This is a genomic window from Tsukamurella sp. DT100 (genome assembly GCF_049844855.1).
In the GTDB taxonomy this organism is placed as follows: Bacteria; Actinomycetota; Actinomycetes; order Mycobacteriales; family Mycobacteriaceae; genus Tsukamurella.
In genome coordinates this window covers 73,830-100,603 of the sequence record NZ_JBNCLV010000012.1, presented here as the reverse complement: position 1 = coordinate 100,603, position 26,774 = coordinate 73,830, and the positions used below count along the sequence as shown (strand labels likewise).

Genomic DNA, 26,774 nt, shown 5'->3' with positions numbered 1-26,774 from the left:
TCAAGCGCTACATCGCCCGCGACCTCTACCGCCTACTTGAGCACCCGTGGACTACTTGACACCCATAGGAGCGTCGCACCCCCGCGGAGAAACTAGGATGGGGTCAACAGCTGAGGAGAGCGCGTGACTGATCACGAATCCGGCTTCGACGTTTCACGTGGAACCACTGAAGATGACACCCCCATCGCCGCGGCCGCCCGCCGTGCCAGCCAGGTCCTGACTCCCGGGGCGGCGGGCACCCTGCCCAAGCCGTTGGAGCGCCGCGTCCTGACGATCGCCAACCAGAAGGGCGGCGTCGGCAAGACGACCACCGCGGTGAACCTCGCCGCCGCGCTCGCGCTGCAGGGGTTGCGCGTCCTCGTCGTCGACCTGGACCCGCAGGGCAATGCGAGCACGGCGCTCGGCGTCGACCACCGCTCGGGCGTCCCGTCGACCTACGAGCTCCTGCTCGGCGAGACGACGCTGGAGGAGGCGATGGCGCAGAGCCCGCACTCCCCCAATCTCTTCTGCGTGCCCGCGACGATCGACCTCGCCGGCGCCGAGATCGAGCTCGTCAGCATGGTGGCCCGTGAGACCCGGCTGAAGAACGCGCTCAGCGTCGCGGCGGCGGAGGACATCGACTACGTCTTCATCGACTGCCCGCCGTCGCTGGGTCTCCTCACGGTCAACGCGCTCGTCGCGGCGAAGGAGGTGCTCATCCCGATCCAGTGCGAGTACTACGCGCTCGAGGGCGTGGGGCAGCTGCTCCGCAACATCGAGCTCGTGCAGTCGCACCTGAACAAGGACCTCCACGTCTCGACCGTGCTCCTCACGATGTACGACGCGCGCACCAAGCTCGCCGACCAGGTGGCCGCCGAGGTGCGCAACCACTTCGGCGAGCGGGTGCTCGGCGCGACGATCCCGCGCAGCGTCAAGGTCTCGGAGGCGCCCGGCTACGGCACGACGGTCCTCGACTACGACCCGGGCTCCCGCGGCGCGATGAGTTACCTCGACGCGGGCCGCGAGCTCGCCTTCCGCGGCGCCGGGCAGGCGGTGTAGTCATGGCCGCGCAGAAGAAGGGCGGCCTCGGCCGCGGACTCGCCGCACTCATCCCCACCGGCCCCGAGGAGGGCCCCCGGCTCGGCAACGCCGCAGCCGACGTCATCATCGGTGCGCGGCCGGCGACCCCGGCCCCGGAGGGCCCGCGCGAGCGGCCCGCGCGGCAGGCCCGGCCCGCGTCGGAGGAGCCGGCACCGTCGGACCTCGCGGAGTCCGGCGCCGTGTACCGGGAGATCCCCCCGGCGGCGATCCAGCCGAACCCGCAGCAGCCCCGTTCAGTCTTCGACGAGGAGGGGCTCGCCGAGCTCGTCCATTCGATCCGCGAGTTCGGGCTCATGCAGCCGATCGTGGTTCGCCCGCTCCCCCGGCCGCAGGGAGAGCTGCGCTACCAACTCGTCATGGGCGAGCGGCGCTGGCGCGCCAGCCAGGAGGCGGGCCTCGCCGCCATCCCCGCGATCGTGCGTGAGACGGCCGACGGCGACATGCTCCGTGACGCGCTCCTCGAGAACATCCACCGGGTGCAGCTCAACCCCCTCGAGGAGGCGGCCGCCTACGCGCAGCTGCTCGAGGAGTTCGGCGTCACCCACGACGAGCTCGCCACCCGCCTCGGGCGCTCGCGGCCCGTCGTCACCAACACCATCCGGCTGCTGCGGCTGCCCGTCGCCGTGCAGCGCCGCGTCGCCGCCGGGGTGCTCTCGGCCGGTCACGCCCGGGCGCTCCTCGCCCTGGAGGCCGGCGCCGAGGCGCAGGACCTCCTCGCCGCGCGGATCGTCGCCGAGGGCCTGTCGGTGCGCGCCACCGAGGAGGCGGTCACCCTCGCGAACCGCGGCGACGGCACCGTCGTACCCGCGGCGCCCAAGCGTCCGCAGCCGGCCGACCCGGGCCTGCGCGAGGTGGCCGACCGGATCGCCGATCGCCTCGACACCAAGGTCACCGTCTCCATGGGGAAGCGGAAGGGCAGGATCGTCGTGGAGGTCGGCTCCGTCGACGATCTCGAGCGCATCGTCACCCTGCTCGCCGAGAAGTGACGCGGCATGGCGCTGACGATCGTCCCCCTCACCCTGGGCGGCTTCGACGACCTGCCGCGGCACATCCGCCGCTGCGTCTACTGGGAGGTCGCGCCGGACGGTGAGACCCTCACCGACACCGAGTTCGACAAAGAGGCGTGGCTGTCGATGCTCATGCTGGAGTGGGGCTCCTGCGGCCAGGTCGCGATCGACCACGCCGTCGACGGCACCGAACGGGTGGTGGGCGTGGCCTTCTACGCGCCGCCCCGCAGCGTTCCCCGGGTCGCCGACTTCCCCACCGCCCCCGTCAGCCCCGACGCGGTCCTGCTCACCTGGGCCGGCGCCGAACCGGGCATGGACGTGCGCGTCAAAGAGGAGCTGGTGACCGCCGTGTGCACCGACCTGGTGCGCCGCGGCGTCCGCGCAGTGGAGGCCTTCGCTCTGCTCACCCCCGTCGGGATGTTGACGGAAGACGTTGTGGCGCAGATCAATTGCGGTCCGTGCGGGTGCAAGACCCCGCCCCTGACCGACGCCGACTTCCTGGAGCAGATGGGCTTCGAGACCGTCGCGCCGCACCACCGCTTCCCGCGGCTGCGCCTCGAACTGTCCGAGGGGCTGGGCTGGAAGGCGGGCGTCGAGCACGCCCTGGAGCAGCTGTTGGCCGCCGGCGCCGCCGAAGCGGCCCTCAGGACCGCGCTGGAGGGCACGGGGGACGCCGCGGCACCCGTGGGGAGGGCCGGGGAGCGCTGACGCCGCACGGGGCCGCTCAGGCCCCGACGGTGCGCTCCCCCGCGCCGGGCGCGCGGGCGGCGGACCGTCAGGCCCGGTTCTCGGCGTTCTCCTCGAGCTCGAGGAGCTCGGCGAAGGTGTAGGTGCCGGTGGGGCGGTCGTTCTCGCCCAGCAGGTACAGGCGCTTGACCGCCACGAGGATCGCCTCGGCGATGGTGTCGCGCATCTGCGGCGAGGCCAGGACGGCCGCGTCGTGCGGGTTGGTCGTGTAGCCGATGTCGATCTGCACCGTGGGCATGCGCGTCAGGCGCACGATGTCCCAGGTGCGGCCGTGGTAGTGGCAGTCGGTGAGCGGCGTCCGCGCGACGATCTCGCGCTGGATGAAGCCGGCCAGGTTGCGGCCGATGTTGGAGCTGGCGCCGTGCGTGTTGCCGAAGTGGAACGAGGCCACGCCGTGGGCGCGGTCGTTGCGGTAGTGCGCGGTGCGCAGCGCGATCATCATGTCGGCGTCGAAGGTGTTCGCCGTGTACGCGCGGGTGCTGTCGTCGGCGTCCATGCCGCGCGGGCGCGACAGGTAGGTCTCCATGCCGGCGGCGGCCATGCGGCCCTCGAGCCGCGACCCCAGGTCCCAGAGGATCTCCTCCTCCGTGATGGGCCGGCCGTCGGGCCCGCGCACGGCGACGCCGCGGTCGGGGCCACCCAGGCCCGGATCGATGACGATGCGCTTGCCCGACAGCCGCGGGCCGGAGCTGCGGACGTGCTCCTCCTCGCGGATGGCGTGCGGCGAGCCGCCCGTCACCCGGGAGCCGAGGAAGGTCAGCGAGCGCAGCGTGGCGGGCCCGCAGATGCCGTCCGCGACGAGGCCGAACTCGCGCTGGTAGGCCGAGAGGCCCAGGTGGGTCTGCGGGCCGAAGAGGCCGTCGATCATGCCGGCGTAGAAGCCGAGGTTCTGCAGGCGCGCCTGCAGGGCCGCCACGTCGTCGCCCGACGGGGGCGCGGAGGCGATGTAGCTCAGCGTGCGCGCGCCCAGCTGATAGGTGGACTCGCGGAGCGCCCGGTACGTGGCGGGGCCGACGACACCGTCGACCAGCAGGCCGCGCTGCTGCTGGAAGGCGCGAGTGGCGCGGTCCAGGCGGCGGTCGAAGACGGCCTCGGGGACGGTCCACCCTCCGACCACCAGGTCGGTGGGGGCCACGTAGTCCCGGAGGAAGCCCTGGTCGGCGAGGATGCCGCGGATCTCCGCCACGGCGCCACCGTGATCACCGAGGCTGATGCGTGGCATGGAGGACCCTTCGGTAGCTTCCTGCGGGCGGGCGGCCCGCAGGACGGGAAATCGAGTACACGATACGGCCTCGGGGCCCTCCGACCCAACGCGACGGCGCGTCACACCAGGCCGTCGAGCTCCTTGAGGATCGCCGACTTGCTCTTCGCACCCACCAGCTTGGCGGTCGGCTTGCCGCCCTGGAACAGCATCAGAGTGGGGATGCTGAGCACCTGGTAGTCGCGGGGCGCGGTGGGGTTCTGGTCGACCTCGATCTTCGCGAAGGTGACCTTGTCGCCGTGCTCGGCGGCGAGCTGCTCGAGCACGGGTGCGACCACCTTGCACGGGCCGCACCAGGTGGCCCAGAAGTCGACGAGGACGGGCTTCTCGGACTGCAGGACCTGCTCGATGAAGGTGTCGTCGGTGAGGGTGACGATCTCGGCCATGGCGGTACTCCTCGGTGCGGTTCTTCGGGGGACGGACTACTGGGCGACGGCGGCTTCGCGGTGGTGCGCGAGCCAGCGCTCGGCGTCGATCGCGGCGGAACAGCCGCTGCCGGCCGCCGTGATGGCCTGGCGGTAGGTGTGGTCGACGAGGTCGCCCGAGGCGAAGACGCCGGGCACGCCGGTGGCGGTGCTGCGGCCCTCCACCTGCACGTAACCCTCGTCGTCGACGGTGACCTGGCCCGCGACCAGCGCGGACCGGGGGTCGTGGCCGATGGCCACGAACAGGCCGGTGACCTCGAGCGTGGAGACGGCGCCGGTCACGGTGTTCTCGACGAGCAGCGACTCGACGGACTTCTCCCCCTGCACGGCGTTGACCTTGGCGTCGGTGAGGAAGCGGATCTTCTCGTTGTCGCGGGCGCGGTCGAGCATGATCTTCGAGGCGCGGAAGTTCTCGCTGCGGTGGATCAGCGTGACCGACTTGGCGAACTTGGTGAGGAAGATCGCCTCCTCCATCGCCGAATCGCCGCCGCCGACCACGGCGATGTCCTGGTCGCGGAAGAAGAAGCCGTCGCACGTGGCGCAGGAGCTCACGCCGCGGCCGAGCAGGGCCTCCTCACCGGGGATGCCGAGGTAGCGGGCGGCGGCGCCCATCGCGAGGATCACGGCGCGGGCGCGGTAGGTGCCCTCGGCCGTGACGACCTCCTTGATCTCGCCGTCGAGCTGCACGGACTCCACGTCCTCCATGCGCAGATCGGCGCCGAAGCGGATGGCCTGCTCGCGCATCTCGTCCATGAGCTGCGGGCCCATGATGCCCTCGCGGAAGCCGGGGTAGTTCTCGACCTCGGTGGTGGTCATCAGCGCGCCGCCGAAGTTGGTGCCCTCGAACAGGATGGTGGTCAGCTCCGCGCGACCGGCGTAGACGCCCGCCGTGTATCCGGCCGGACCCGATCCGATGATGATCACGTCCGCGATATCGGTGCCCGCTGCAGTCATTACCCACCCAACCTGTTGAAGAAGCGCCCGGTCGTCCCGGGCCGACATGTGTGCCAACGGCGCCGGACCCGACAATGTTCCCGCGCCGCCTCCTCCCAGATTACGGCGTGGCCGCGCGGCCGGCCCCGCCACCGGTGAGGACGCGGTCGACCAGCACCGACGAGACCTCCCCCCGGGCGCACGACGGGGTCACCGCGAGCAGCCGCAGGTCGCCCAGTCTGCCGCCGGGCAGGAGCAGCACCGTCGCGCGGTCGTCCCGGACGTGGACGGGCCCCGCGCCGAGCAGGGTCCGCTGTGCAGCGGGCACGGACGCCGTGTCCAGGCAGCGGGCGAGCGCCGTAACGTCGGCGAAGGGACCGCGGTCGCCGCCCGGCGTCGCGGCCGCGAGGAGCACGCCGCTCTCGGGCTCGGCGGGCGCGTCCCGCACGGTGCTCAGGGCGACGGTGCCCGCCAGCACGCCGACGGCGGCCGCCGCGGCCGCCAGGGAGTACCTCAGCCGGCGACGCGGCAGGACCGGCGGCCGAGCGGCGCGGATCGCGGCCGAGATCCGGCGGTCCCCGAGCGGGGAGTCGGCGGTGAAACCGTCCGGCGCGGACCACTGCGCGAACGTGCGGTCGCGGTACTCCGCCAGCGCCGCGTCGAGCCGCGCCTCCTGTGCGCGGCTGAGCGGCCGGTCGTCGTCCTCGCCGTCCGCCGGCGGAACTGCCTTCCCCATCGGAAACCTCCTCTCATGAATTGGACGCACCGGCCCGCCGATCGGTTCCCATCGATTTCAATATTTGTTGTGCGGCTGGCGAACGACCCGCACGCAGGGCCGGGAAACGGCCGGATCAGCGCAGCAGTCGCTCGAGCCGGACGCGGGCCCGGGCCCGGCGGCTCTTGACGGTGCCCGGCGCGACGCCGAGCTGCTCCGCGGCCTGCGTCACGGACAGCCCGTACATGTCGACGGCGACCACCGCGGCCCGCTGGTCCTCGGGCAGCATCCGCAGCGCGGCCTCCACCGAGAGGCGGCGGTCCAGTTCCTCCGCGCCGCGGCCCTCGTCCGAGGCGAGGCCGCTCAGGTCGTCGGGCATGGGCAGCGACGTGCGCACCTGATTGCGTCGCGCCCGGTCCAGGCACGCGTTGACGACGATCCGGTGCAGCCAGCTCCCCACCTTGCAGTCCCCGCGGAAGCTCGGCGAGAGCTGGAAGGCCCGCAGCATGGCGTCCTGCAGGCAGTCCTCGGCGTCCGTGTAATCGCGGATGGTGCGCAGCGCCGTCGCCCGCAGCTGCCGGGCGTGCCGTTCGAAGAGCTCCGCGAAGGCGTCGCCGTCGCCGCGGGCGGCCTCAGCCAACAGCTTCTCGTCGGAGACCGGGGCGTGCCCGGCGCCCGACACGGTCCCGGCGCCCGACACGGTCCCGGCACCCGACGGGGGTGCGCACGCGGCGTCGTGCGGCGTTTCGGTCACCGGATCCCCCGACCCGGCCGACCGCGAGATGGTGTTCCCCCACTCGGTCATGCACGGGATCGTAGAGGGGCCCGATACCGTTCCGAGACCATTTCTTTGCTATTCAATCTTCGACACGGAATACGCCAGCGGATTTGCGATAGCGCATGGGGCTCGCGGATTCCGTGTGAGCGGTATTACACTCACGTCTAGGCCAGGTGGCGCACCCGTCGCTGTGGAATCTCCAATTCACTGCGCGAGCTACTCAGGAGGCCTCTCATGGTCGATTCGTCACGTCCGTCCGCTCCCCTGCCGTCCTTCGGCTCCCCCGGCGCCGATGCCGCGGCTCCCGACCGCGTCGTGGACGCCGCCGTCGCCCGCGCGCAGCGCTGGCTGCGCACCAGCCGCGGTCCCCGCCCCGCCGAGGTCGGCCGCCGGGAGGCCGCCGCGACTTCCAGTCTCGCGGCGCTGCTGCACGATCCGAGCGGTGTCGAGTTCACGATGGGCTTCGTCGACCAGGTGGCGCGCCCCGAGGACGACCGGGTCGCGGCGAAGGCACTGCGGCGCCTCGTCTCCCCCGCCGCCGGTGGCGCGCCCGGGCGGGCCTTCATGAGCCCCGTCGACGCGGCGCTGCTCCGCGCGGGCACCGTCGCCGCGGGGATCGCACCGTCGATCGCGATGCCCGTCGCGCGGCTGCGGCTGCGACAGCTGGTGGGCCACTTGGTCTTCGATGCCGACGGCGACCACCTGCAGCGGCGCCTGCGCCGCGCCCGCGAGACGGGCGTGCGGCTCAACCTCAACCTGCTCGGCGAGGCCGTGCTCGGTCAGGGCGAGGCCGATCGCCGGCTCGCCCGTACGCACGAGCTGCTCGCCGACCCGTCCGTGGACTACGTCTCCATCAAGGTCTCGTCCGTGGTCGCCCAGCTCGTGCCGTGGGATCTCGAGGGCAACCGCGACCGGATCGTCGAGCGGCTGCGGCCCCTGTACCGGACGGCCCGCGACGGCGGGAAGTTCGTCAACCTCGACATGGAGGAGTACAAGGACCTGCACCTGACGATCGAGGTGTTCACCGCCCTGCTCGACGAGCCCGAGTTCCGATCCCTCACCGCCGGAATCGTGCTGCAGGCCTACCTCCCCGACGCCATGGGCGCCCTCGCCCGGCTCACCGACTTCGCGCGCGGCCGCGTCGCCGCAGGCGGTTCTCCGATCAAGGTGCGGCTGGTCAAGGGCGCCAACCTCGCCATGGAGCGGGTGGACGCCGAGGTGCACGACTGGCCGCTCGCCACGTACGGCAGCAAGGCCGACGTCGACGCGAACTACCTGCGCATGGTCGACACCGCGCTGCGCCCCGAGAACGCCGACGCCCTCCGCATCGGCGTCGCCTCGCAGAACCTCTTCTCCGTCGCCTACGCGGTGGAGCTGGCGGAGCAGCGGGACGTGCAGCGCCAGTTGGACATCGAGATGCTGCAGGGCATGGCGCCCATGGAGGCCGCCGCCGTGCGCGCCGACGTCGGCTCGCTCATCCTCTACACCCCGGTCGTGCACTCCGGCGACTTCGACGTGGCGGTCAGCTACCTCGTGCGCCGGCTCGAGGAGAACGCCTCCAGCGACAACTTCCTGTACTCCATGTTCAGCCCCGACCCCGACGCGATCGCGCTGGAGGAGGAGCGTTTCCGCACCGCCTTCGCCCGACGCACCGCCGTGCAGGACGGCCCGAACCGGGTGCAGGACCGCGCGACCGCGACCGGGATCACGGCTCCGGCCGACGGGCCGTTCGTCGGCGAGCCCGACACCGACCCCTCCACCCCCGCGAACCGCGCGTGGGCGCGCGCCGCCCTCGCGGCGCCGGACACCGTCGAACCGCCTGCGCGGGTGACGGATCCGACCGCCGTCGACGCGGCCGTCGCCACCGCGCTGACGGCGCAACGGGCCTGGGCGGCGCTTCCCGCCGCCGAGCGGGCGGCGCTGCTGCGCCGTGTCGCCGACGAGCTGTCGCGCCGCCGCGGCGAGCTGCTCACCGTCATGTCGCACGAGGCGGGAAAGACCGTCGCCGAGGCGGATCCGGAGATCTCGGAGGCCATCGACTTCGCCCGCTACTACGCACAGAGCGCGGTGGACCTCCGGGACGACGAGGCGGCCTTCACCCCGCACCACCTCGTCGTGGTCACCCCGCCGTGGAACTTCCCCGTCGCGATCCCCCTCGGCGGCGTGCTCGCGGCCCTCGCCGCCGGTGCCGCCGTGATCATCAAGCCGGCGCCGCAGGTGCTCCGCTGCGGGACCGCGGCGATCGCCGCCCTGCACGCCGCGGGCGTCCCCACGGACCTCGTCCAGCTCGTCAACGCCGACGAGGCCGCCGCCGGGCGCCGCCTGGTCACCCACCCGGACGCCGGCGCGGTGGTCCTCACCGGCGCCAGCGAGACGGCCGCCCTGTTCCGCGGCTGGCGCCCCGAGCTCGATCTGCTCGCCGAGACCTCCGGCAAGAACGCCATGGTCGTGACGCCGGCTGCCGACCCCGATCTGGCGGTGAACGACCTGGTGCGGAGCGCCTTCGGCCACGCCGGGCAGAAGTGCTCCGCGGCCTCGCTGGCGATCCTGGTCGGCAGCGTCGGCTCGTCGCAGCGGTTCCTCGGGCAGCTGCAGGACGCCGTCCGCAGCCTCGTCGTGGGCGAGGGCCACGACCTCGCCACCACCGTCGGGCCGCTCATCGAGCCCGCCGCCGGCAAGCTGCTGCGCGGCCTCACCACCCCGGCCGCCGGCGAGCGCTGGCTCGTCGAACCGCGCCGGCTCGACGGGGCCGGCCGCCTCTGGTCCCCCGGCGTGCTGGACGGCGTCGACGAGGGCAGCTGGTTCCACACCACCGAGCTCTTCGGTCCGGTCCTCGGGATCATGCGCGCCGCGACGCTCGACGAGGCCCTGCGCCTGCAGAACTCCACCGGCTACGGCCTCACGGCGGGCCTGCACAGCCTGGACCCGGACGAGATCGACCACTGGCGCGAGAAGGTGGAGGCGGGCAACCTCTACATCAACCGGCACATGACCGGCGCGATCGTGCAGCGGCAGTCCTTCGGCGGCTGGAAGCGCTCCGCGATCGGCCTCGGCGCCAAGGCCGGCGGCCCGAACTACGTCGCCCAGTTCGGGCGCTGGGCCGACACCGCCGTGCTCACCGCACCCGAGGTCGCACCCACCGTCTTCAGCGAGCGGATCATCACGGCCGCCGGGGAGCTCGCCGCCGAGGACGCGCGCTGGCTGCACGCCGCCGCCGCGTCCGACGAGCGCGCGTGGAACTCCGAGTTCGGCGTCGAACACGACCCCACCGGCCTGGCCAGCGAGACCAACGTCTTCCGATACCGGCCGCTCCCCCACCTGGAGGTGCGCGTCGGCGCCGGCGCCCGCCCGCGCGACCTGGTGCGGCTGCAGCTGGCCGCCGCCCGCACCGGGACCCGCCTCGACGTCACAGTGAGCCCCGACGCCCCGCGGATCCCCTTCGAGGCGCCCGAGCACACCGCGCGGGACTACGCCGACGGGCTCGCCGGACGCGCCGAGCCCGTCCGGATCCGCCTGCTGGGCGCGCCGGAACCGGAGGTGGCGATGGCCGCCGCGGAGCACGGACACAGCGTGCTCCGCGGACCGGTGCTGCTGTCCGGCCGGCGCGAACTGCTCAGCGTGCTGCGCGAGCAGGCGGTGAGCACCACCCGGCACCGGTACGGGCACCTCGCCGGCGGGACGGGCCACTAGGGCCCGGCCGCCGGGCGGCGGTCACCCCGTCCACACCCCCGAGCTGCCGCGGCGGTGGCTGTCCACGAGGTGATCGTCGACGATGCCGACCGCCTGCATCAGCGCGTACATGGTGGTGGGCCCCACGAACCGGAAGCCCCGGCGGCGCAGCTCCTTCGAGAGTGCCACCGACTCCGGGGACGTGGCGGCCACCTCCGCCATCGTGCGGGGCTCGGGGGTGCGCTCGGGCCGGAAGGACCACACCAGGTCGACGAGGCCGCCGTCCTCCCGCAGGGCGACCACGGCCCGGGCGTTGCCGATCGTGGCCTCGATCTTCTGCCGGTTCCGGATGATGCCGGCATCGGCCAGCAGGCGCTCGATGTCCCCCTCGTCGAACGCCGCCACCGCGTCGGGGTCGAAGTCCGCGAAGCCCGCGCGGAACGCCGGGCGCTTGCGCAGCACCGTCGCCCACGACAGGCCCGCCTGGAAGCCCTCCAGGGCGATCCGCTCGAACAGCCCGCGCTCGTCGCGGATCGGCATGCCCCACTCGGTGTCGTAGTACTCGCGCAGCAGCCCGTCGGCCGCCCAGGCCGGCCGGGCCAGCCCGTCCTCGCCGATCACCACGCCGTCAGTCGGCTCCGTCATCTCGTCCCCCTCGAATCGAGCGCGCCCGGCGGGCGCCGTCTCCGCACCGTAGAGCACCCCACCGACAAGTCCGCGACAAGCGCCCGTTCAGCACCATGGACGAGGATCCGGTCATGTCCGACAGTGCCGTGCCGCTCCGGCTCATCCGCGCCCGCTGGCGCCTGCTCGCGGCGGCGCAGCCCGTGCTCGCCGCGGCCGGAGCGCCGCTGCCCTTCCGCGTCACCGTCGACGGCGGGACGCGCGGCGTCGCCCGGTACGACTCCTCGTCGACGGCCGGCGCCACGTTGGCCTGGTTCGGGCCCGACCGGGCCGTGCTGTCCTGCGGCGACCTCGGCTGGCGCGTCCCGGGCGCCCCGGGACCCGCGGAGCGTGTCGCCGGCGGACCACCGTGGCTCGAACACGTCGCGGTGCTCGATCACCGGGTCTGTGCCGGCCGGTACGCCTGGACGGGGATCTGGGACGACGGTGCCTTCGCCGCCGAGGCTCCCCTGCCCGGCGCGCCACTTCCCCCGGTCGGCACGTCCGCGGAGGTCGCGGCCGCGCTCGGCGGTCGCCTCGAGCACGACGAGGCGCTGCATCACCTGGTGCGGATGTGCGAGTACGAATGGCTCGACGCGCCGACGTGGTGGGCCGCCTTCGGAGAGCTCGCGCCGGAGCGTCTCCTCGACGAATCCTGGGGCGTGCTCAAGGAATCCGGCCTGACCCAGTGGACGGGCGACGGCCCGCGGTACGACGGGGTGCCCGGGCGCACGCCCGAGGAGGCTCGGGCCGCCGCCGCGGACCACGCCCGCTCCCGCGGGCTGCAGATCCCGGAGGACGTGCGCGTGGAAGCGGCGCTGCGCACGCGCGCCGGTTGGCTCGTGCGGTTTCTCGACTACCGGGACGTGGGAACCGCTCGGCCGCTGGTGATCTCGGTACCGGATGAAGGACCGTCGAGGGTCGAGGCCGCGACGGCCGATGCCGCGGACGTCAGGAACCCTGGAACGACACCTGGTTGATGGTGGAGTACCAGTCGTTGCCGGACTGCTTGGTCAGCCCGGTGATCCAGACCAGCACGTAGCGGGCGCGCGGCGCCACGGAGCTGACGTGGAAGTCGTTGGAGCCCGGGCGCAGCGAGCCGGACCACACCAGCGAGGTGTCGTCCAGCGACTTGACGGTGTCCTTCGTGGAGGTGCGGACCTCCACGGTGGTGCCCGCGCTGGGCGAGACGATGGTGCCGCGGGTGAGCGAGACGGCCTTGTCCAGCGTCACCAGGAAGCCGACGCCCTTCTTGAGATTGCCGAAGACTGGGCCGGCCTTGTAGGTGTCCGTCTTCCACGGCGGGTTCTTGCCGGTGAGCACGTTCGCCAGGTTGGTGGCCGAGTCCTTCGAGGAGGCGAAGTCCACGAGCGCGACATCGGTCGCCTTCACCGGGGACCCGACGCCGGGAGCCGGTGCGGGAGCGGCGCTCTCGTTCGCCGTCGCGCTGGAGGTGTACAGCGAGCCCACGCCCGACTGGGTGTCCTTGCCGCCGGTGAGGCTGCTGATCAGCAGGGTGAGCCCGATGATCACGAGCAGCGCCACCGCGCACGCCGCGATGACCAGCAGCGGCACGTTCTTCTTGCCGCCCGAGACGCGCTGCAGCAGCGTCTGCTTCGACTGGATCCGCTTGGCCGGCGTGGGCTGCTGATCCAGCGGCACCGAGGGCTGCGCGGGGCGCGCGGCGGCCGCCGCCGGGGCCTGGCGCGGAGCCTCCCGGGGGGACTCCTCCCGTACGGGCGCGAGCAGGTCGGTCTTCACGTCCACCACGGAGGCCTGGTCCAGCAGCTGCTGCACGGTGGCCGCGGTGCGGATGCCCTGGCCGCCCTCGAGCGTGCGGGTCGCGACCGCGGAGATCTCGAAGGGGATGTCGCGCTTGGCGTCCCGCGGCTCGACGGGGTTGCCGTTCGCGTCGGCGTCCGCCTGCTGGATCCCGGCGACGGTGCCCGTGCCGGTGGTCACGATGCGGCCCGTCGCGTCGTCGAGCGGCCACCGCTCGAGCAGCAGCGCGTAGAGCACGGCGCCGAGGCCGCGGACGTCCGACTCCTTCGAGGCGTCCGCGAGGGTGCCGGGGAAGGCCAGGAAGGCGTGCCCGTCCTGCGAGATGCGCACCCGGTCCGGGTGATCGATCGACAGGGCGGCGCCGGCGCGGTGCGCGCCCTCCGCGGCGCCCGCGAGGGCGCGCACGGCCTTCGCCGCGCCGATCGCCGACGGATGCGTGCCGGCCACGTCGGCCAGCGAGCTGCTGGGGATCCACTCGGCCACCACGATGCCGCCGGAGCTGCCGCGCACCACGTCGAGCACGCGGGCCAGGCCGTTGGAGTGCACGCGACCCAGGCGCAGGGTGCGGGAGAGGATGGACTGCGGGCCCTCGCCGCGCAGGCTGATCTGCGCGCCGCGCTCGGGGACGGGCGCGGTCTGCTCCGAATCGACGAAGGTCAGCGCCACGTCGCGGTCGAGGTTGATGTCGCGCGCCTGCCAGAACTGCAGTCCGCGGATGCCGCCGAAGTGCTCGATGAGGCGGTACCGGCCGCCCGCGACGACCGCGCCCGGGATGAGCTCGGGACCGCGCGGGGCGTTGTCGTCCCAGGCCACGGGATCGGCGGGCTCGGACGCCGCCGGAAGGCCCGCCTGCTGCGCCGGGGGCTGGGACGGCAGTCGCATCTGACCGGTGCTGGGTGCCTCGTGGCCGGACATGCGTGCGGAGTCGTCCTCGGTCACTGCGAATGCTCCTCTTCTGCGGTATCGAAGGCCCGTGGTCGGTTGTTCTGCGCTCGCCCGCGGACGCCGGGGAACATGGCTTTGACCAGCATACGGGAGGCCGATGTCGTCGGCGATCCGCGGCAGCTGGGCGGTGATCTCCTCGCGCCGGAGGCTCGCGTAGGCCTCCAGCTCGTCGAGCCGCAGCTCCCGGGTGTCGGGGGCGCGGGAGGCCGCGCGCTCCGGTTCCGACGGTGCGCTCGGCCGCAACGCCGGGACGAACCGGGCCGCGATGCGCCGCAGGGGTGCCAGGATCGCCAGCACGTCCGGTACTCGCCACAGGGCGAGCAGCGCGTAGATCAACGTCATGCAGAGGGTGCCTGCGATTGCAAGGTACAGCAGTGCCCCGGCGGGCCCGCTGCGATCGATCGCCTTGAGGACGGGCAGTCGCATGACGAGATAGATCGTCACGGTGACCAGAACGGACACGGTCGTGGTCTGGACCAGAGTGCGAGCGACGTTCGTCAGGTGCAGCGGGCCGAGCGTCCGGCGCAGGAGGTACCACCCCATGATCGCGCCGGCGGTGTACGCCAGGCCGCGGGCGGTGCCGACGAACTCGACGATCCGATGGTCGTCCTCCACGAAGACCGGCACCAGGTACGACAGCCCGATCTGCACGGCGACGATCGCGATCACGATCCCCGTCGGAATCCACGCCCGCTCCTGGGCGTAGAAGACCCGCAGGTGGATGAGGACCATCGCGTAGGGGACCAGCACGAACGCCGAGAACGAGATGGCGGTCCCGAGGAAGTTCGCGTCGTCCTGGGAGAACTCCCCGAAGTTGAACAGCGCCCGGCCGATCGACGGCCCGAAGACCGTCATGAAGGCCACGATCGGGATCAACGCCACCATCGTGAGGCGCGTCGCCACGGAGAGGTCATCGAGAACCGCATTGCGGTTGCCCTCGGCTGCGTTGCGCGACAGGCGCGGCATCACCGCGGTCAGCAGGGCCACGCCGATGACGCCGTACGGCAGCTGTAGCACCATCCACGCGTACTGGTAGATCGCGGGGCCGCCGTCGGAGGCGTGCGAGAGGATCGGCGTGACGGCGTACCAGCCGACTTGCGAGATGAAGACGTAGGTGACGATCGCGATGCCCATGGTGCCGAAGTGCTTGAGCCGGGTGTCGACGCCCCAGCGCAGGCGGAGCTTGATCCCGGAGCGGCGCATGGCGGGGATCTGGATCAGTGCCTGGAGCACCACGCCCAGGGTGCTGCCGATGCCCAGGACGAGGAGCTTCGGCTGTCCCATCGCGGTCGGGTTCAGCGTCAGCTCGCCGGGCATGAGGTAGAAGGTCACCAGGGTGGCGATCTGCACCGTATTGCACGCCACCGGCGCCCACGCACCGGGCTTGAACTCGTCCCGCGTGTTGAGCATCGCCGTGAACAGCGCGGAGAGTCCGTAGAACATCAGCTGTGGCAGGAACATGATGACGAGCGCCTGCGTCAGGCCCTCGTCGACCTTGGAGCCCCCGACCAGCAGCCCCACCAGCACCGGGGACAGCGCCAGCGAGACGACCAGGGCGACGCCGAGGATCGTCAGAGAGAGCGTGAAGAGGCGCTCGAAGAAGGCCTGGCCGCGGTCCTTGTCCTCCATCTCCGCCCGGACCAGCACGGGGATCACCAGGGCGGTGAGGACCTGACCGAGGACGAGCTCGGAGACCTGTTGCGGCATCGCGTTGGCGATGCTGAACGCGGAGGCGACGGCCGGCCCGAGGATGGCCGCGAGCAGCACGGTGCGCAGGAAGCCGGTGATGCGCGAGGTGAGCGTGGCGACCGCGACCGAGCCGGTGGAACGCAGCAGGCTGGCTGTGCCGCCGCCGTCCTTCCCGCCGGCGGCGGGACTGCTGCTCGGCGGGATGTGCCGGGGCTCGGCGCGGCTCATGTGTCCTTCGGTTCCGGATTCTCGTGCGTGGCGGTCGGTCGATGTGCAGCGTAACTGTTCGCGATCCGCTTCTCGTGCTCGTCCGCGGGGGGACGGTCCGCATCCGCGGGGTCGGGCCGGCCGCGGAACCGGCGCCACAGGCGCCGCCCCGCGAGCAGGACCAGCAGGATTCCCACGCCGCACGTGATCCAGAACAGCGATTGGCCGTACGCATTGGAGTGCACGGACACGGAGATCGGATCGCCCAGCGGCATGTTGCTGCTCGACCGCAGCGTCAGCTGCACGGAGATCTGCCGCGAGTAGTCGACGGTGGTCGGCAGTTCGATCTGCCGCGTGCCGCGCGCCGGCAGCTCCTGCACCTCGGAGGCGTCGATCGTCACGCCCTGCGGGGCGGACCAGTCGATCACGGTGCGGATCGGCAGCGGCAGGTCGTTGCGCGCGACGATGAGCAGCGGCGACTTGTCCGAGGCCAGGGTGTACGCGCCACCGGGACTGACGAAGCGCACCGAGGCGAGTTGCGCCGACATCGACGCCCGCGCGGCCGTGAGCCGGATGGAGGCGTCCCCGTCGACCGCCTGCCGCGACGGCGCCCAGCGCAGCGCGCGCACCGCGTCCTCCCGCAGCGGCGAGGTGTACATGCGGGGCGTGAGCGGGGTCTTCGGCAGCGGGAGGAGGGCGGCGCCCAGCTGGTCGACCTGCCGCACGTGCGCAGCGGCGGCCGTGACGATCCGGTCGGGGACCCGCGAGGCCGTCGACTCGGGCGGCTGCCGCAGCGTCCAGGGCGCCGCGTTGCGCGCCGGGTCCCGCCCCGTCGACTGCGCGGAGGCGACCACGTCGCGGAACGTGCGCGGGCCCGCGAGGCCGGCCCCGAACTGCGCGGACACGGCGTCGAGGACCGCGCGGGCGTCGTCGGGGCCCGCGGCCCACACCTGGGGCGGCACGATCAGCGTCGACCGGCCGGTGACGCGCGCGACGGGGTCGGTGGCGGTGCTCGCCGCCCACCCGTCGGGCGGGGCGTAGCGCTGGGTCGGGTCCAGGGCGGCCGCGGTCACGGCGCCGACCGCCGCCTGCCGCCGCATGGCCGCCGACTCCTCGGACATGGTGAACGTCGAGGAGCTGGGCACGGTGCCCGTCGGGCCGGGCGCGACGCCGTCCTCGGCACCGTCGGAGGTCTTCCCCATCGCGGCGAGCGCCGCGGAGACGCTCGGGTCGAAGACGGCCGCGCCGATGCCCTGGCCCACCGGGACGATGCCCGACGGGGTGCCGGGGCCGCGCTCGGGGGCCCGCACCGCGGTCGCGGAAACGACGGTGGCGGCGACGTCGGAGGCCCGGAGCTGCCGCGCACCGTCGGACAGGAGCACGCCGGAGGTGGGGACGGCGACGCCCCGCACGGATTGCACGCCGAGGATGGAGTCGATGACGTCGGACGGGGTGTCGAGGGCGGCGCGCTGCAGCGAGGGCTCGGCGGAGCGGCCGAGGGCCTCGAGGTCGACCTGGCCGAAGGGCAGCGCGACCACGCAGGAGTCGGCGGCGACGCGCCGCAGCTTCTCCAGCCAGGCGCTCGCCTCGTCGCTGCCGGTGCCGGCGGTGCTGGGGCCGCGCGGGTCGGCGGGATTGCGGGAGACGCGGTACGGCGCGGTCATCGCCTGGACGGTGACCAGCAGGTCGGGGTCGATCGCGAGGCAGGCGGCCGTCCGCAGGGCGGTGCGCCGCGGGTCGGGGCCGCGCGTCGCGTCCTCGTAGGCCGACAGCAGGCCGTCGAGCCGGCCGCCCTCGCCGAGTGACCCGGCGAGCGCGTCGTCCACGAGCCGGACGGGCGTCTCGCCGCCGCCGGGCACGCCGCCCGCGAGTTTCGGATTGTCGGCCAGCGGCCACAGCAGCGTGACCTGCGCGGGCGAGGTGGTGACGGCCTTGTCGACGCCGCCGGGGGTGTCGGCGCTCCCGTCGGGCAGGCCGAGGACGGGCAGCAGGGTCCGCGAGTCGTCGAGCCGCGCGGCGCCGCCGTACGCGGGCTTGCCGTTGAGATTGAGGAGCAGCGGGTAGACGCCCGGCCGGTCGATGCCGAGGGTGGCGCCGCGCGTCGTGGGCGAGGGCCGCACGGGGATGGCGACGTTGAAGGACGTCTTCTCGCCCGGTTTGAGGACCTTCGAGACCGGCTCGAACCGGCCCAGCGTGTCGTAGACGTTGTTGTCGGCCACCAGGTCGGAGCGCAGCTGCGCGGAGGTCGACACCGCCGGCGCCCGCTGGATCCGCAGGTCCAGGTCGCTCACGTCGCGGTCGCCGAAGTTCTCGACGGTGCCGCGCACCACCACCTCGTTCGGGGAGGTGTCGGTGATCCGCGAGGTGACCTCGTCGACGTTGATCCGTACGAACTGCGCGTCCGGAAGGCCGGCCCCGCTGGGCGCGGGCAGGCCGGTGATCGCGATCAGGAGCGTCAGCACGCACAGGAGGCGGGCCGACCGGGTCACGTCTGACCGCTCCCGCCACCACCGCCGCGGCGCCCGCGGGAGCGCCTCCCGCCGCGCCGGCGGCGGGGCTTCGGCGGATCGTTGCGGACGGCGTTGCGCTCGGCCGCGGCGCGCTCGTACGCCGTGGGCTCGCTGCGCGGGGCGGCGGCCAACCGGGTGGCCAGCTCGTCCGGGTCGGCGGTCAGGTCGTCGATGACGGTGCGCGCGGTGGCGACGAGTTTGCGCTCGTCGGAGTAGGTGAGCCGGGTCGGGAGCTCGGCCAGCGGCACCCACGCCACCTCGGAGACCTCGTAGTCCTCGGTCGAGAGGTCGCCGCTCTCCCAGGACAGCAGGAAGTGGTGCACCGTCTTGTGCACGCGGCGGCCCTCGACGGCGAACCAGTAGTCGATCTTGCCGATCGGCGCCAGCACGGAGCCGGTGAGGCCCGTCTCCTCGGCGACCTCGCGGATCGCGGTGAGCTCGGCGGTCTCGCCCGTCTCGATGTGCCCCTTCGGCAGCGACCACAGGGTGCGGCCCCGGCGGTCGACGCGCCCGATGAGCGCGGCCCGCAGCTCGTCGGCACCGTCGAGCCCGGCCACGACGAGGCCGCCCGCGGAGGTCTCGCGGACCGTCCGGATGCGCGGGTCGGGGCGGGCCCGCCCGGGTACCGGGCGCTTGGCCTTGGACGTGGGGGTGCCCTGCTTACGGGCGGGCTTCGCGGCCGGGGCGGGCTCCGACGGTGCGCCGTCGGTCTCCGGTTTCGCCTGCTGGTCGGTGACGGCCGCGAGCTGGCCGCGGCCGCGTCCCCGGCCCCCGCGCCGACGTCGCCGTCGCGGCCGGGAGGGCGCTCCGCCCGCGGAGTCGCCGACGGGACCCGGGCGCTGCGGGCGGCCCGAGGAGTCGGCGGATTCGGCGGAGGTCACCCCCCGATGCTACTGGCCGGTTGCGCTCCCATACGCCACCGTCGCGTTTTCCCCCGGCAGTAGACTGGTCGGTCGTGACCGAAAGCTCTCCCGCCGGCCCGGCGGACGTGCGTGCCGAACGCCGCACCCGCCTGCTGGCGGCGGCGCACATCTCGCTGCGCGAATTGTCCGACGTCCTGGCCCCGCTGGGCGCCCGGTTCGCCGACGCGGGTCACGAGTTGTACCTCGTGGGCGGCTCCGTGCGCGACGCGCTGCTCGGCCGGCTGACCACCGATCTGGACTTCACCACCGACGCCCGCCCCGAGCAGGTGCAGGCGCTGCTGCGCGGCTGGGCCGACGCGATGTGGGACACCGGCATCGAGTTCGGCACCGTCAGCGCCGCCTTCGCGGACCAGCTGATCGAGATCACCACCTACCGCGCCGAGGCCTACGACCGGGTCACCCGCAACCCCGTCGTGAAGTTCGGCGAGAGCCTGCGCGACGACCTGGTGCGCCGCGACTTCACGATCAACGCGATGGCCGTGCGCATCGGCCGCGACGGCGCCGAGGACTTCCAGGACCCGCTGAACGGTCTCGACGCGCTGCTCGCGGGCGAGATCGACACGCCGGCGACGCCCGAGGAATCGTTCTCGGACGACCCGCTGCGGATGCTCCGCGCCGCTCGCTTCGTCTCCCAGCTGGGCTTCTCCGTCGCCGAGCGGGTGCAGCGCGCCATGACCGACATGGCCCCCGAGCTCGACCGGATCACCGCCGAGCGGGTCCGGGCCGAGCTGGACAAGCTCATCCTGGGCGAGCACCCCGTCGACGGGATCGTGCTGCTCGTCGACACCGGGCTGGCCGAGCGTGTGATCCCCGAGATCCCCGGCATGAAGCTCGCGATCGACGAGCATCACCAGCACAAGGACGTCTTCTGGCACTCGATGACCGTGCTGCAGCAGGCCATCGACCTCGAGGAGTCCGACCCCGACCTGATCCTGCGCTGGGCCGCGCTGCTGCACGACATCGGCAAGCCCGACACCCGCCGGCACGAGCCGAACGGCGGCGTCTCCTTCCACCACCACGAGGTGGTCGGGGCGAAGATGGTCCGCAGGCGCATGCGGGCCCTGGCCTATCCGAAGGCCGTGACGGAGGACGTCGCGCAGCTGGTGTTCCTGCACCTGCGCTTCCACGGGTACGGCGACGGCCAGTGGACCGATTCCGCCGTCCGCCGCTACGTCACCGACGCCGGGCCGCTGCTCCCCCGCCTGCACAAGCTGGTCCGCGCCGACTGCACGACCCGCAACAAGCGGCGCGCCGCGCGGCTGCAGGCCACCTACGACGGGCTCGAGCGCCGCATCGAGGCCATCGCGGCGAAGGAGGACCTCGCGCGGGTCCGTCCCGACCTCGACGGCAACGCGATCATGGAGCTGCTCGGGCTGCAGCCGGGCCCGGACGTCGGCGCGGCGTGGAAGTTCCTCAAGGAGCTGCGCCTCGATCGCGGGCCCCTCGACCGCGACGAGGCCGAGGCCGAGCTGACCAAGTGGTGGGCCGAGCGCCAGGGCTCCTAGCGGGGCTCGGTGGACGGGGTGCGCGGTCCCGGGATCTGGGCGATCCGCTTGTCCAGCTCGCTCGGGAGCTTGGACAGGGCGGACCATCCGCGCGGCTCGGGGTTGTCGACGGTGGCCTTGAGCACGGCGCCGTCGGTAGTGCGCACGGTGGCGGAGATGATCCAGCCGTCGAAGATCTGCGCCTTCCGGTCGTACTGCGGCTGATTGCGGAGCACGCGCTCGGTGATGGCGCGCAGGTCGGCGACGTCGGCGGGCTTGCCGCGCAGCTCGACGAGCTTCGACCCGGGTGCGACCGCCTTGGTGACGATGCGTCCGTCGGCGTAGACCGTGGTCCGCGGCGGGGCCTCGCTGGTGAGGAAGACGGTGGTCCGCACGTCGACGACCACGGTGTTCCCCGGCTTCGGCGCCGGCGTGGGCGCGGCGGTGGCGGGGCCGGTGGCGGTGATCAGCGACGTGGTGAGGAGAGTGGCCGCCGCGGCGGTCCGGAGGGTCTTCCGCATGCGGCCAGCGTATCGGCCGCGAACAGGAAACGAAAGAACTGATTCTTACTGCTGCAGATCGGTCGCGCCGTCCGCCGTCCCGTCGCCGTCGGTGTCGAAGAGCAGGACGTCGGGCGCACCGTCGGAATCGGTGTCGGCGACGGCCTGCCGCGCCGGTTGCCCCGGTTCCGCGGGCACGGCAGTGACCGCCACGGGATCCTCCTCCGGGGCGCGGGCGCCCGTGACGCCGGGAATCGGGCAGGCCGACGGTGCCGCCCGCGCCGGTGTTCCCGCAGCACCGGGCGTCCCATCGGCGCTGCCGCCCGGCCCCGGCGACCCGGGTCCGGGGCCCGACCCGGAACTCGCGCCGGGCGCGGTCGTGGGCTCCGCCCAGCGGCCGGAGCCGTCGTCGCGGAAGGCGGCTTCGCGGGTCCCGTCGTCGTCGAGATCCAGCACTGCCACGTCGGCCCGGCCGTCCCGGTCGAGATCGACCATGGCGTCGTCGATCCGCCCGTCCCCGTCGAAGTCGAGCAGGACCGAACCCTGCACCGCGGGCGAGGTCCAGCGGGTGACACCACCGTCTCCGTCGCCGAACCAGTAGTCGATCAGTTCGTCCCCCATATCAATTGGACGCGCCGGCGGCCTCCGTGGTTCCCGTGCGGCGGTAGAGGAGGACCACGAGCCCGACGGCGACGGCGTACAGCAGCGCGCCGAAGGCGGCGAGGGGGCGGCAGACGCCGTCGAACGGGACCACCGCGGCCGCGAGGGCGACCGCGCCCACGAAGGTGACGTTGAACAGGGCGTCCTGGAAGGCGAAGACCTGGCCGCGGCGCTCGTCGGGGACGTCGAGCTGCATGGCCGCGTCGCCCGACAGCTTCACCACCTGGCCCGCGAGGCCGAGCACCGCGGCGGCGACGACCAGCATCACGAAGTTCAGCGAGAGCACCGTGAGCTGGGTCAGGCACGCGACCGCGAGCGCCCCGACCACGGTGTTGCGGCGTCCCCACCGGGCCACCGCGAAGGGCGTGAACACGGCGGCCACGAACATGCCGAGCGCGGTCGCGCCGGCCATCGAGCCGAAACCGGCGAGGCCCAGGGTCCCGTCGGTGAAGTGGTGCCGGGTGAGCAGGAGCAGCATCATCGTGTTGAACCCGAAGACGGTGCGGTGCGCCCCCATGCCGGTCAGCGCCGCCGTGACCGACGGTGCGCGCCAGGCCGCGAGGGCGCCGTGCGCGAGGCCCGCCGCGACGTCGCTGAGCGCGGTCGCGGGCTTCTCGTGCTTGCCGGAGACGTCGTGGTCGGGGCCGAGGACGCCCGCGGGGAAGCGGGTGGAGAGCGCCGCGCCGAGGACCGCGACGAGCACGGCGACGGCGAGGACGCAGGCGCCGCCCCCGTCGTCGGAGCCGAAGATCGCCCGGAGCCCGACGGCCGTGCTGGCGCCCACCGCGGTCGCGCCGGCTCCCATGGTCGTGGTCAGGGAGTTGATCGCGACGAGTTGGGGCCGGTCGACGACGTGCGGCAGCGCGGCGGAGAGGCCGGACGCCACGAAGCGGCCGGCGCCGCCGACGGCCAGCGCGACGACGAAGATCGCCGTCTCCCCCGCCCCCGACGCGAGCACCCCCGCGCACGCCGCGATGAGCAGCGCGCGCACCAGGTTGGCGACGATGAAGACGCGGCGCCGGTCCCAGCGGTCCAGCAGGGCGCCGGCGAAGGGCCCGATCACCGAGTAGGGCAGCAGCAGCACCGCGAGGCCGGTGGCGATGGCGGCCGGGGTGGCGTTGCGCTCGGGGTTGAAGACGATGGCGGTGCCGAGGCCCGCTTGGAACAGGCCCTCCGCGTACTGGCTCAGGAGGCGGACGCCGAGCAGACGCAGCAGGTCGGGCAGGTCGCGGAAGGTCCGCCACGCCGGCTTCGCAGCGGCGGCGGGCGCGTCCGTTCCGCTGGTCGTCACGGGTTACAGCGTATCGACGCGAGGGCTTCCGCGTCGGCGGACCCCGATGGTTCTCGACGTGCGATGATGGGGGCGTGGGTCCCGATCGTTCGAATGAGCCGGCGCAGGGCGGCGCGTCCTCCGGCGAGCCCGGGAACGCGGGCTTCGAGGTGTCCTCGGGCACGCTGCTGGTCGCCTCGCCGGAGCTGGTCGAGCCGACGTTCTCGCGCACCGTCGTCTACCTGATCGAGCACAACGAGTCGGGCAGCCTGGGCGTGGTCCTGAACCGACCCAGCGAGTCCGCGGTCCACGGGGTGCTCCCCCGGTGGCACGATCTGGCGGCGAAGCCGAAGGCGGTCTTCGTCGGCGGCCCGGTCAATCAGTCCGCGGCGCTGTGCCTGGGCGTGGTCAAGGCCGGCGTCGACGTGAACGGCATCCGCGGCCTGCAGCCCGTCGCCGGCCGCGTGGTGCTCGTGGACCTCGACTCCGACGTGGAGATGATGGACGAGCTGCTCGACGGCGTGCGCGTCTTCGCCGGGTACAGCGGCTGGGGCATGGGTCAGCTCGACGACGAGCTCGAGCGCGACGACTGGATCCCCTGCGGTTCCCTGCACACCGACGTCCTGGTGCCCTCGCGGGTGGACCTGTGGGGCAGGGTGCTCCGCCGCCAGGGCCTGCCGACCGCGCTGCTCGCGACCCACCCGGTGGACGTGTCGGTGAACTGACCGTCAGTCGCGCGGCGTCCGCTGCGACTCGATGATCCGCCACAGCGCGGATCGGCATACCTCGACGTCGTTCCCGAGGAGCCGGCCGAACTCCTCGTCCAGCGCGACGGACCGGCCGAGCATCGCCGCGGTCAGCTCCTCGCCCTCGGGCGTCAGCGTCAGGATGCGCGCGCGCCGGTCGTTCTCGTCGACGGTGCGCGCCACGTAGCCCCAGGCGACGAGCTCGTCGACGGTGGGCGCGACGGTCTGCTTGGTGGTCCCCAGGTGGGCGGCCACGTCGACGATCCGCACCGGTTCGGCGTCGATCAGCGCGAGCACCCGCATGTGCCCGGTGCGGAGGCGGGAATCGCGCTGATGGACCTCCTCGAGGAGCAGGTCGGCGACGATCACGCCGACCCGGCGGGCGAGGAGGTGGATCCGCGCGTCGGGGCCGGGATCGACGATCGCGAGCGAATCGGTGGTCGTGGATCTCCCCCTGGACATGATGGTCAGGGTAACCGGACGATTGTCGGACACGTCACTCCGCCGTGCGTGACAACATGTGTTGTCGTATCTTAGTCAGGTCGGACTGACCAAAGGAGCGACGAGATGACCGCCGTCAAGCGCGCACTCGCTGGGCACCCCCCGAGCCGGCTCCTGCTCGCCGGTCTCCTGGCGGTGGCGGCGTTCGTCCACCTCGCGCGGATCGGCTCGCTGCCCTGCGCCGCGGACGATGCCGCGTGTGCCGGCCTCGGGGTCGTGTACCTGGTTCTCGTCGGCATGGTGCTGCTCGGTGAGCGGTGGGGAAACCTCGCAGCGGCGATCTTCCCGCTGATCGGGGTGGTGCTCCTCGGCGACTACCGGTCGTTCGCCTACTACGGGAATCCGATCGACGCGATGGACCCGGTGGTCGAGCTCCTCGTCGTTCCGGTTGCCGTGTTCGTGATCCGGGCGACCATGCGGGAGGAGTGCTGCCGGTAGGCCGCGGGCCGCGCGGCTCGCTCGACCGGTCTGACAGCAGTAGTCGTCGTAGCATTCCGAGCACGGTCTTTCGGAAAGGAATCGGCGGATGGCAGTGGTCGACGGGTCACGTCCGCGCCCCCGGCTCGCGAGGGTGACGCTCGGCCTGCTGCTGACGGTCGTGACGGTCGCGCACGTGGCGCAAGCGCTCGAGTCCCCGGTGACGAACACGTCGGCCGGCTCCATCGGTGCGGCGCTGGCGTACGCCGTGATCGCCGTGTGCGTCTTCCTCGGGCGTCCGCTGGGATACATGGCGGCCGTTGGGCTTCCGCTGGCCGCGTTGTTCTACAGCGACCACGGCCTGTTCTCGGCCCGGACCCCGGTCGGGGTCCTGTACTCGGTGTTGTTCGCGGCCGTCATCCCGTTGGCCGCCTACCTCTGGTACCGATCGGCCGTCACTCCGCGAGAAGATTAGGCTAGTCTTACCTTCCTATTCGATGGAGGGTGTCATGAGGCGGTTCAACTCGGCGCTCGTCGCCGCGGTGGCGGTGGTCGGGCTGGTCACGACGGCGTGCGGTGGATCGGGCTCCGACGGTGCCGCCCCCGCGGCGAGCACCGTCACGATCACGCAGGTCAACGGGGTCACCGAGTTCCCCGTCGGCCCGACCCGCATCGTCGCCACCGGCTACTCGATCGACAACATCCTGGCCCTCGGCATCAAGCCCGTCGCCGTGGTGGAGGGCGGGCTGCCGCTGCCCGCGCCCTGGCACGGCAAACAGCTCGACGGCATCCCGATCATCAAGTCCCCGGACAAGAAGTCCATGCCGGTCGAGGAGATCGCGAAGTACCGCCCCGAGCTGTTCGCCGGCGATAACTACGTGGTCGACCGGCCCACCTTCGAGCGGCTGTCCGCCGTCACCAAGGTGCTGGGCGGCATCAGCGAGAACGGGACGAGCGCGGCCTGGGACGTCCAGCTCAAGGCCCTCGGTCAGATCCTGGGCAAGCAGGACGCCGTCACGAAGATCCTCGCGGACGACAAGGCCCGGTTCGCCGCCGTCCGCGAGCGGCATCCGGGACTGCGGGGAAAGTCGGCGGTCCTCGCGCAGTACATCGCCGCGTCGAGCACGTTCAACTTCGTCTCCTCGGCCGCCGACCCGACGAACACCATGTTCGCCGAGCTGGGGATGACCCTCCCGAAGGCGATCAAGGACAACCCGCGCTTCGCCGTCGGTGCGGGCCAGCAGGGCGGCCGGACCCCGGTCTCCTTGGAGCTGCTCCCCCAGATCGCCTCGAACCTCATGGTGATCTACCCGAACGGCGCCACCGCGGCGGATCTGCAGCGCCTGCCCGGCTACGCGGGCCTGCCGCAGGTGACCTCGGGCGCCACCCAGGTGGTGGACCTGCAGACCGTGATCGCGCTGAACCAGCCCACCCCGCTGAGTCGCGAATGGATCCTGCCGCAGCTGGAGCCGCTCCTCGTCAACGCGGCGCAGCAGCAGGCGGTGGCATGATGCGCCGGCTCGCGGCGGCCGCCGCGGCGCTCGCCCTGCTCGCGGGCTGCGGATCGGGCGCGACGGAGCCGGCGGCACCGTCGGCCTCGACTGTGTCGATCGCCCAGGCCAACGGCACCATCGACTACCCCGTGGGCGCGAAGCGGATCGTGGCGCAGGGCTACGCGATCGACAACGTGCTGGCCCTGGGCATCAAGCCGGTCGCGATCGTCCAGCTGACCCAGCCGCTGCCCGCCGCGTGGCAGCGCGAGCTGCTCAAGGACGTGCCGGTGATCAAGGCGCCCGGCGCCACGAGCCTGCCGGCCGAGGAGATCGCCAAGTACCAGCCGGACCTGTTCGTGGGCGACCACC

The 26,774-nt window shown here is 72.8% G+C and carries 23 protein-coding genes; 10 read left to right on the top strand and 13 right to left on the bottom strand.

Going from position 1 to position 26,774, the window contains the following annotated elements:
• Positions 1-123 precede the first annotated feature (123 nt).
• The 3 genes from ACLQ3K_RS23935 to ACLQ3K_RS23925 are packed head-to-tail and all read left to right on the top strand — an operon-like array spanning position 124 to position 2,795.
• Positions 124-1,038: a ParA family protein gene (locus ACLQ3K_RS23935; protein ID WP_224644763.1), complete on the top strand. Its 915-nt coding sequence runs from the start codon at positions 124-126 to the stop codon at positions 1,036-1,038.
• A 2-nt stretch (positions 1,039-1,040) separates the two neighbouring features.
• Complete coding sequence (locus ACLQ3K_RS23930) at positions 1,041-2,066, top strand: ParB/RepB/Spo0J family partition protein (RefSeq protein WP_426001942.1); 1,026 nt, start codon at positions 1,041-1,043, stop codon at positions 2,064-2,066.
• 6 nt (positions 2,067-2,072) lie between these two features.
• Positions 2,073-2,795: an acetyltransferase gene (locus ACLQ3K_RS23925; RefSeq protein ID WP_224644761.1), complete on the top strand. Its 723-nt coding sequence runs from the start codon at positions 2,073-2,075 to the stop codon at positions 2,793-2,795.
• A 67-nt stretch (positions 2,796-2,862) separates the two neighbouring features.
• On the opposite strand, the gene ACLQ3K_RS23920 is transcribed toward ACLQ3K_RS23925, so the two are convergent.
• The 5 genes from ACLQ3K_RS23920 to sigM form a co-directional block, all read right to left on the bottom strand.
• Positions 2,863-4,056, bottom strand: coding sequence for an N-acetylmuramoyl-L-alanine amidase (locus tag ACLQ3K_RS23920; RefSeq protein ID WP_224644760.1), 1,194 nt, complete (start codon positions 4,054-4,056; stop codon positions 2,863-2,865).
• A 101-nt stretch (positions 4,057-4,157) separates the two neighbouring features.
• Positions 4,158-4,481: a thioredoxin gene (gene trxA / locus ACLQ3K_RS23915; protein ID WP_224644759.1), complete on the bottom strand. Its 324-nt coding sequence runs from the start codon at positions 4,479-4,481 to the stop codon at positions 4,158-4,160.
• Between the two features lie 36 nt (positions 4,482-4,517).
• Positions 4,518-5,474 carry a thioredoxin-disulfide reductase gene (gene trxB, locus ACLQ3K_RS23910; RefSeq protein WP_426001941.1) on the bottom strand — a complete coding sequence of 319 codons (957 nt, stop codon included), beginning with the start codon at positions 5,472-5,474 and terminating at the stop codon, positions 4,518-4,520.
• A gap of 100 nt (positions 5,475-5,574) precedes the next feature.
• Positions 5,575-6,189: a hypothetical protein gene (locus tag ACLQ3K_RS23905; protein WP_224644757.1), complete on the bottom strand. Its 615-nt coding sequence runs from the start codon at positions 6,187-6,189 to the stop codon at positions 5,575-5,577.
• A gap of 115 nt (positions 6,190-6,304) precedes the next feature.
• Positions 6,305-6,973, bottom strand: a complete 669-nt coding sequence (gene sigM, locus ACLQ3K_RS23900; protein WP_426001939.1) for an RNA polymerase sigma factor SigM — start codon at positions 6,971-6,973, stop codon at positions 6,305-6,307.
• A 207-nt stretch (positions 6,974-7,180) separates the two neighbouring features.
• On the opposite strand from sigM, the gene ACLQ3K_RS23895 reads away from it, so the two are divergent.
• Positions 7,181-10,636, top strand: coding sequence for a proline dehydrogenase family protein (locus tag ACLQ3K_RS23895; RefSeq protein ID WP_426001937.1), 3,456 nt, complete (start codon positions 7,181-7,183; stop codon positions 10,634-10,636).
• 21 nt (positions 10,637-10,657) lie between these two features.
• On the opposite strand, the gene ACLQ3K_RS23890 is transcribed toward ACLQ3K_RS23895, so the two are convergent.
• Positions 10,658-11,260 (bottom strand): DNA-3-methyladenine glycosylase I, encoded by a 603-nt coding sequence (locus ACLQ3K_RS23890; RefSeq protein ID WP_426001936.1) that lies wholly within the window; start codon positions 11,258-11,260, stop codon positions 10,658-10,660.
• A gap of 113 nt (positions 11,261-11,373) precedes the next feature.
• Between ACLQ3K_RS23890 and ACLQ3K_RS23885 the strand changes: the two genes are divergently transcribed.
• On the top strand, positions 11,374-12,258 hold the full coding sequence (locus tag ACLQ3K_RS23885) for a hypothetical protein (RefSeq protein ID WP_426001934.1): 885 nt from the start codon (positions 11,374-11,376) through the stop codon (positions 12,256-12,258).
• Here the strand turns inward: ACLQ3K_RS23885 and ACLQ3K_RS23880 are convergent.
• The 3 genes from ACLQ3K_RS23880 to ACLQ3K_RS23870 are packed head-to-tail and all read right to left on the bottom strand — an operon-like array spanning position 12,230 to position 19,292.
• Positions 12,230-15,922, bottom strand: a complete 3,693-nt coding sequence (locus ACLQ3K_RS23880) for a lipid II flippase MurJ (RefSeq protein WP_426001932.1) — start codon at positions 15,920-15,922, stop codon at positions 12,230-12,232. The two genes, ACLQ3K_RS23885 and ACLQ3K_RS23880, sit on opposite strands and share 29 nt — an antisense overlap.
• Entirely contained in the window at positions 15,919-18,390 is a 2,472-nt protein-coding gene (locus tag ACLQ3K_RS23875) for a glycoprotein (protein ID WP_426001930.1), read from the bottom strand. The genes ACLQ3K_RS23880 and ACLQ3K_RS23875 overlap by 4 nt, the downstream gene beginning before the upstream one ends.
• Positions 18,387-19,292 (bottom strand): NUDIX hydrolase, encoded by a 906-nt coding sequence (locus ACLQ3K_RS23870; protein ID WP_426001929.1) that lies wholly within the window; start codon positions 19,290-19,292, stop codon positions 18,387-18,389. Before ACLQ3K_RS23870 ends, ACLQ3K_RS23875 begins: the two co-directional genes overlap by 4 nt.
• A gap of 74 nt (positions 19,293-19,366) precedes the next feature.
• Between ACLQ3K_RS23870 and ACLQ3K_RS23865 the strand changes: the two genes are divergently transcribed.
• Positions 19,367-20,839 carry a CCA tRNA nucleotidyltransferase gene (locus ACLQ3K_RS23865; protein WP_336672067.1) on the top strand — a complete coding sequence of 491 codons (1,473 nt, stop codon included), beginning with the start codon at positions 19,367-19,369 and terminating at the stop codon, positions 20,837-20,839.
• Here ACLQ3K_RS23865 and ACLQ3K_RS23860 read toward each other — a convergent pair.
• Genes ACLQ3K_RS23860 through ACLQ3K_RS23850 form a run of 3 tightly spaced genes read right to left on the bottom strand, consistent with a single transcriptional unit; the run spans position 20,836 to position 23,269 of the window.
• Positions 20,836-21,339: a hypothetical protein gene (locus ACLQ3K_RS23860; protein WP_426001928.1), complete on the bottom strand. Its 504-nt coding sequence runs from the start codon at positions 21,337-21,339 to the stop codon at positions 20,836-20,838. The genes ACLQ3K_RS23865 and ACLQ3K_RS23860 overlap by 4 nt on opposite strands.
• A 45-nt stretch (positions 21,340-21,384) precedes the next feature.
• Positions 21,385-21,939 carry a hypothetical protein gene (locus tag ACLQ3K_RS23855; protein ID WP_426001927.1) on the bottom strand — a complete coding sequence of 185 codons (555 nt, stop codon included), beginning with the start codon at positions 21,937-21,939 and terminating at the stop codon, positions 21,385-21,387.
• Position 21,940: 1 nt separating this feature from the next.
• Entirely contained in the window at positions 21,941-23,269 is a 1,329-nt protein-coding gene (locus ACLQ3K_RS23850) for an MFS transporter (protein WP_426001926.1), read from the bottom strand.
• Between the two features lie 149 nt (positions 23,270-23,418).
• Between ACLQ3K_RS23850 and ACLQ3K_RS23845 the strand changes: the two genes are divergently transcribed.
• Positions 23,419-23,973, top strand: a complete 555-nt coding sequence (locus tag ACLQ3K_RS23845; protein WP_426001943.1) for a YqgE/AlgH family protein — start codon at positions 23,419-23,421, stop codon at positions 23,971-23,973.
• 3 nt (positions 23,974-23,976) lie between these two features.
• Here ACLQ3K_RS23845 and ACLQ3K_RS23840 read toward each other — a convergent pair whose 3' ends face one another.
• Positions 23,977-24,456 (bottom strand): MarR family winged helix-turn-helix transcriptional regulator, encoded by a 480-nt coding sequence (locus ACLQ3K_RS23840; RefSeq protein ID WP_426001925.1) that lies wholly within the window; start codon positions 24,454-24,456, stop codon positions 23,977-23,979.
• Positions 24,457-24,561: 105 nt separating this feature from the next.
• Between ACLQ3K_RS23840 and ACLQ3K_RS23835 the strand changes: the two genes are divergently transcribed.
• From ACLQ3K_RS23835 to ACLQ3K_RS23825, 3 genes are all read left to right on the top strand, one after another.
• Entirely contained in the window at positions 24,562-24,933 is a 372-nt protein-coding gene (locus tag ACLQ3K_RS23835; protein ID WP_426001923.1) for a hypothetical protein, read from the top strand.
• A gap of 88 nt (positions 24,934-25,021) precedes the next feature.
• Positions 25,022-25,387, top strand: a complete 366-nt coding sequence (locus ACLQ3K_RS23830; RefSeq protein ID WP_426001922.1) for a hypothetical protein — start codon at positions 25,022-25,024, stop codon at positions 25,385-25,387.
• A 34-nt stretch (positions 25,388-25,421) separates the two neighbouring features.
• A complete protein-coding gene (locus tag ACLQ3K_RS23825; RefSeq protein ID WP_224644742.1) occupies positions 25,422-26,423 on the top strand; it encodes an ABC transporter substrate-binding protein in 1,002 nt (333 codons plus the stop codon).
• Positions 26,424-26,774: the final 351 nt, after the last annotated feature.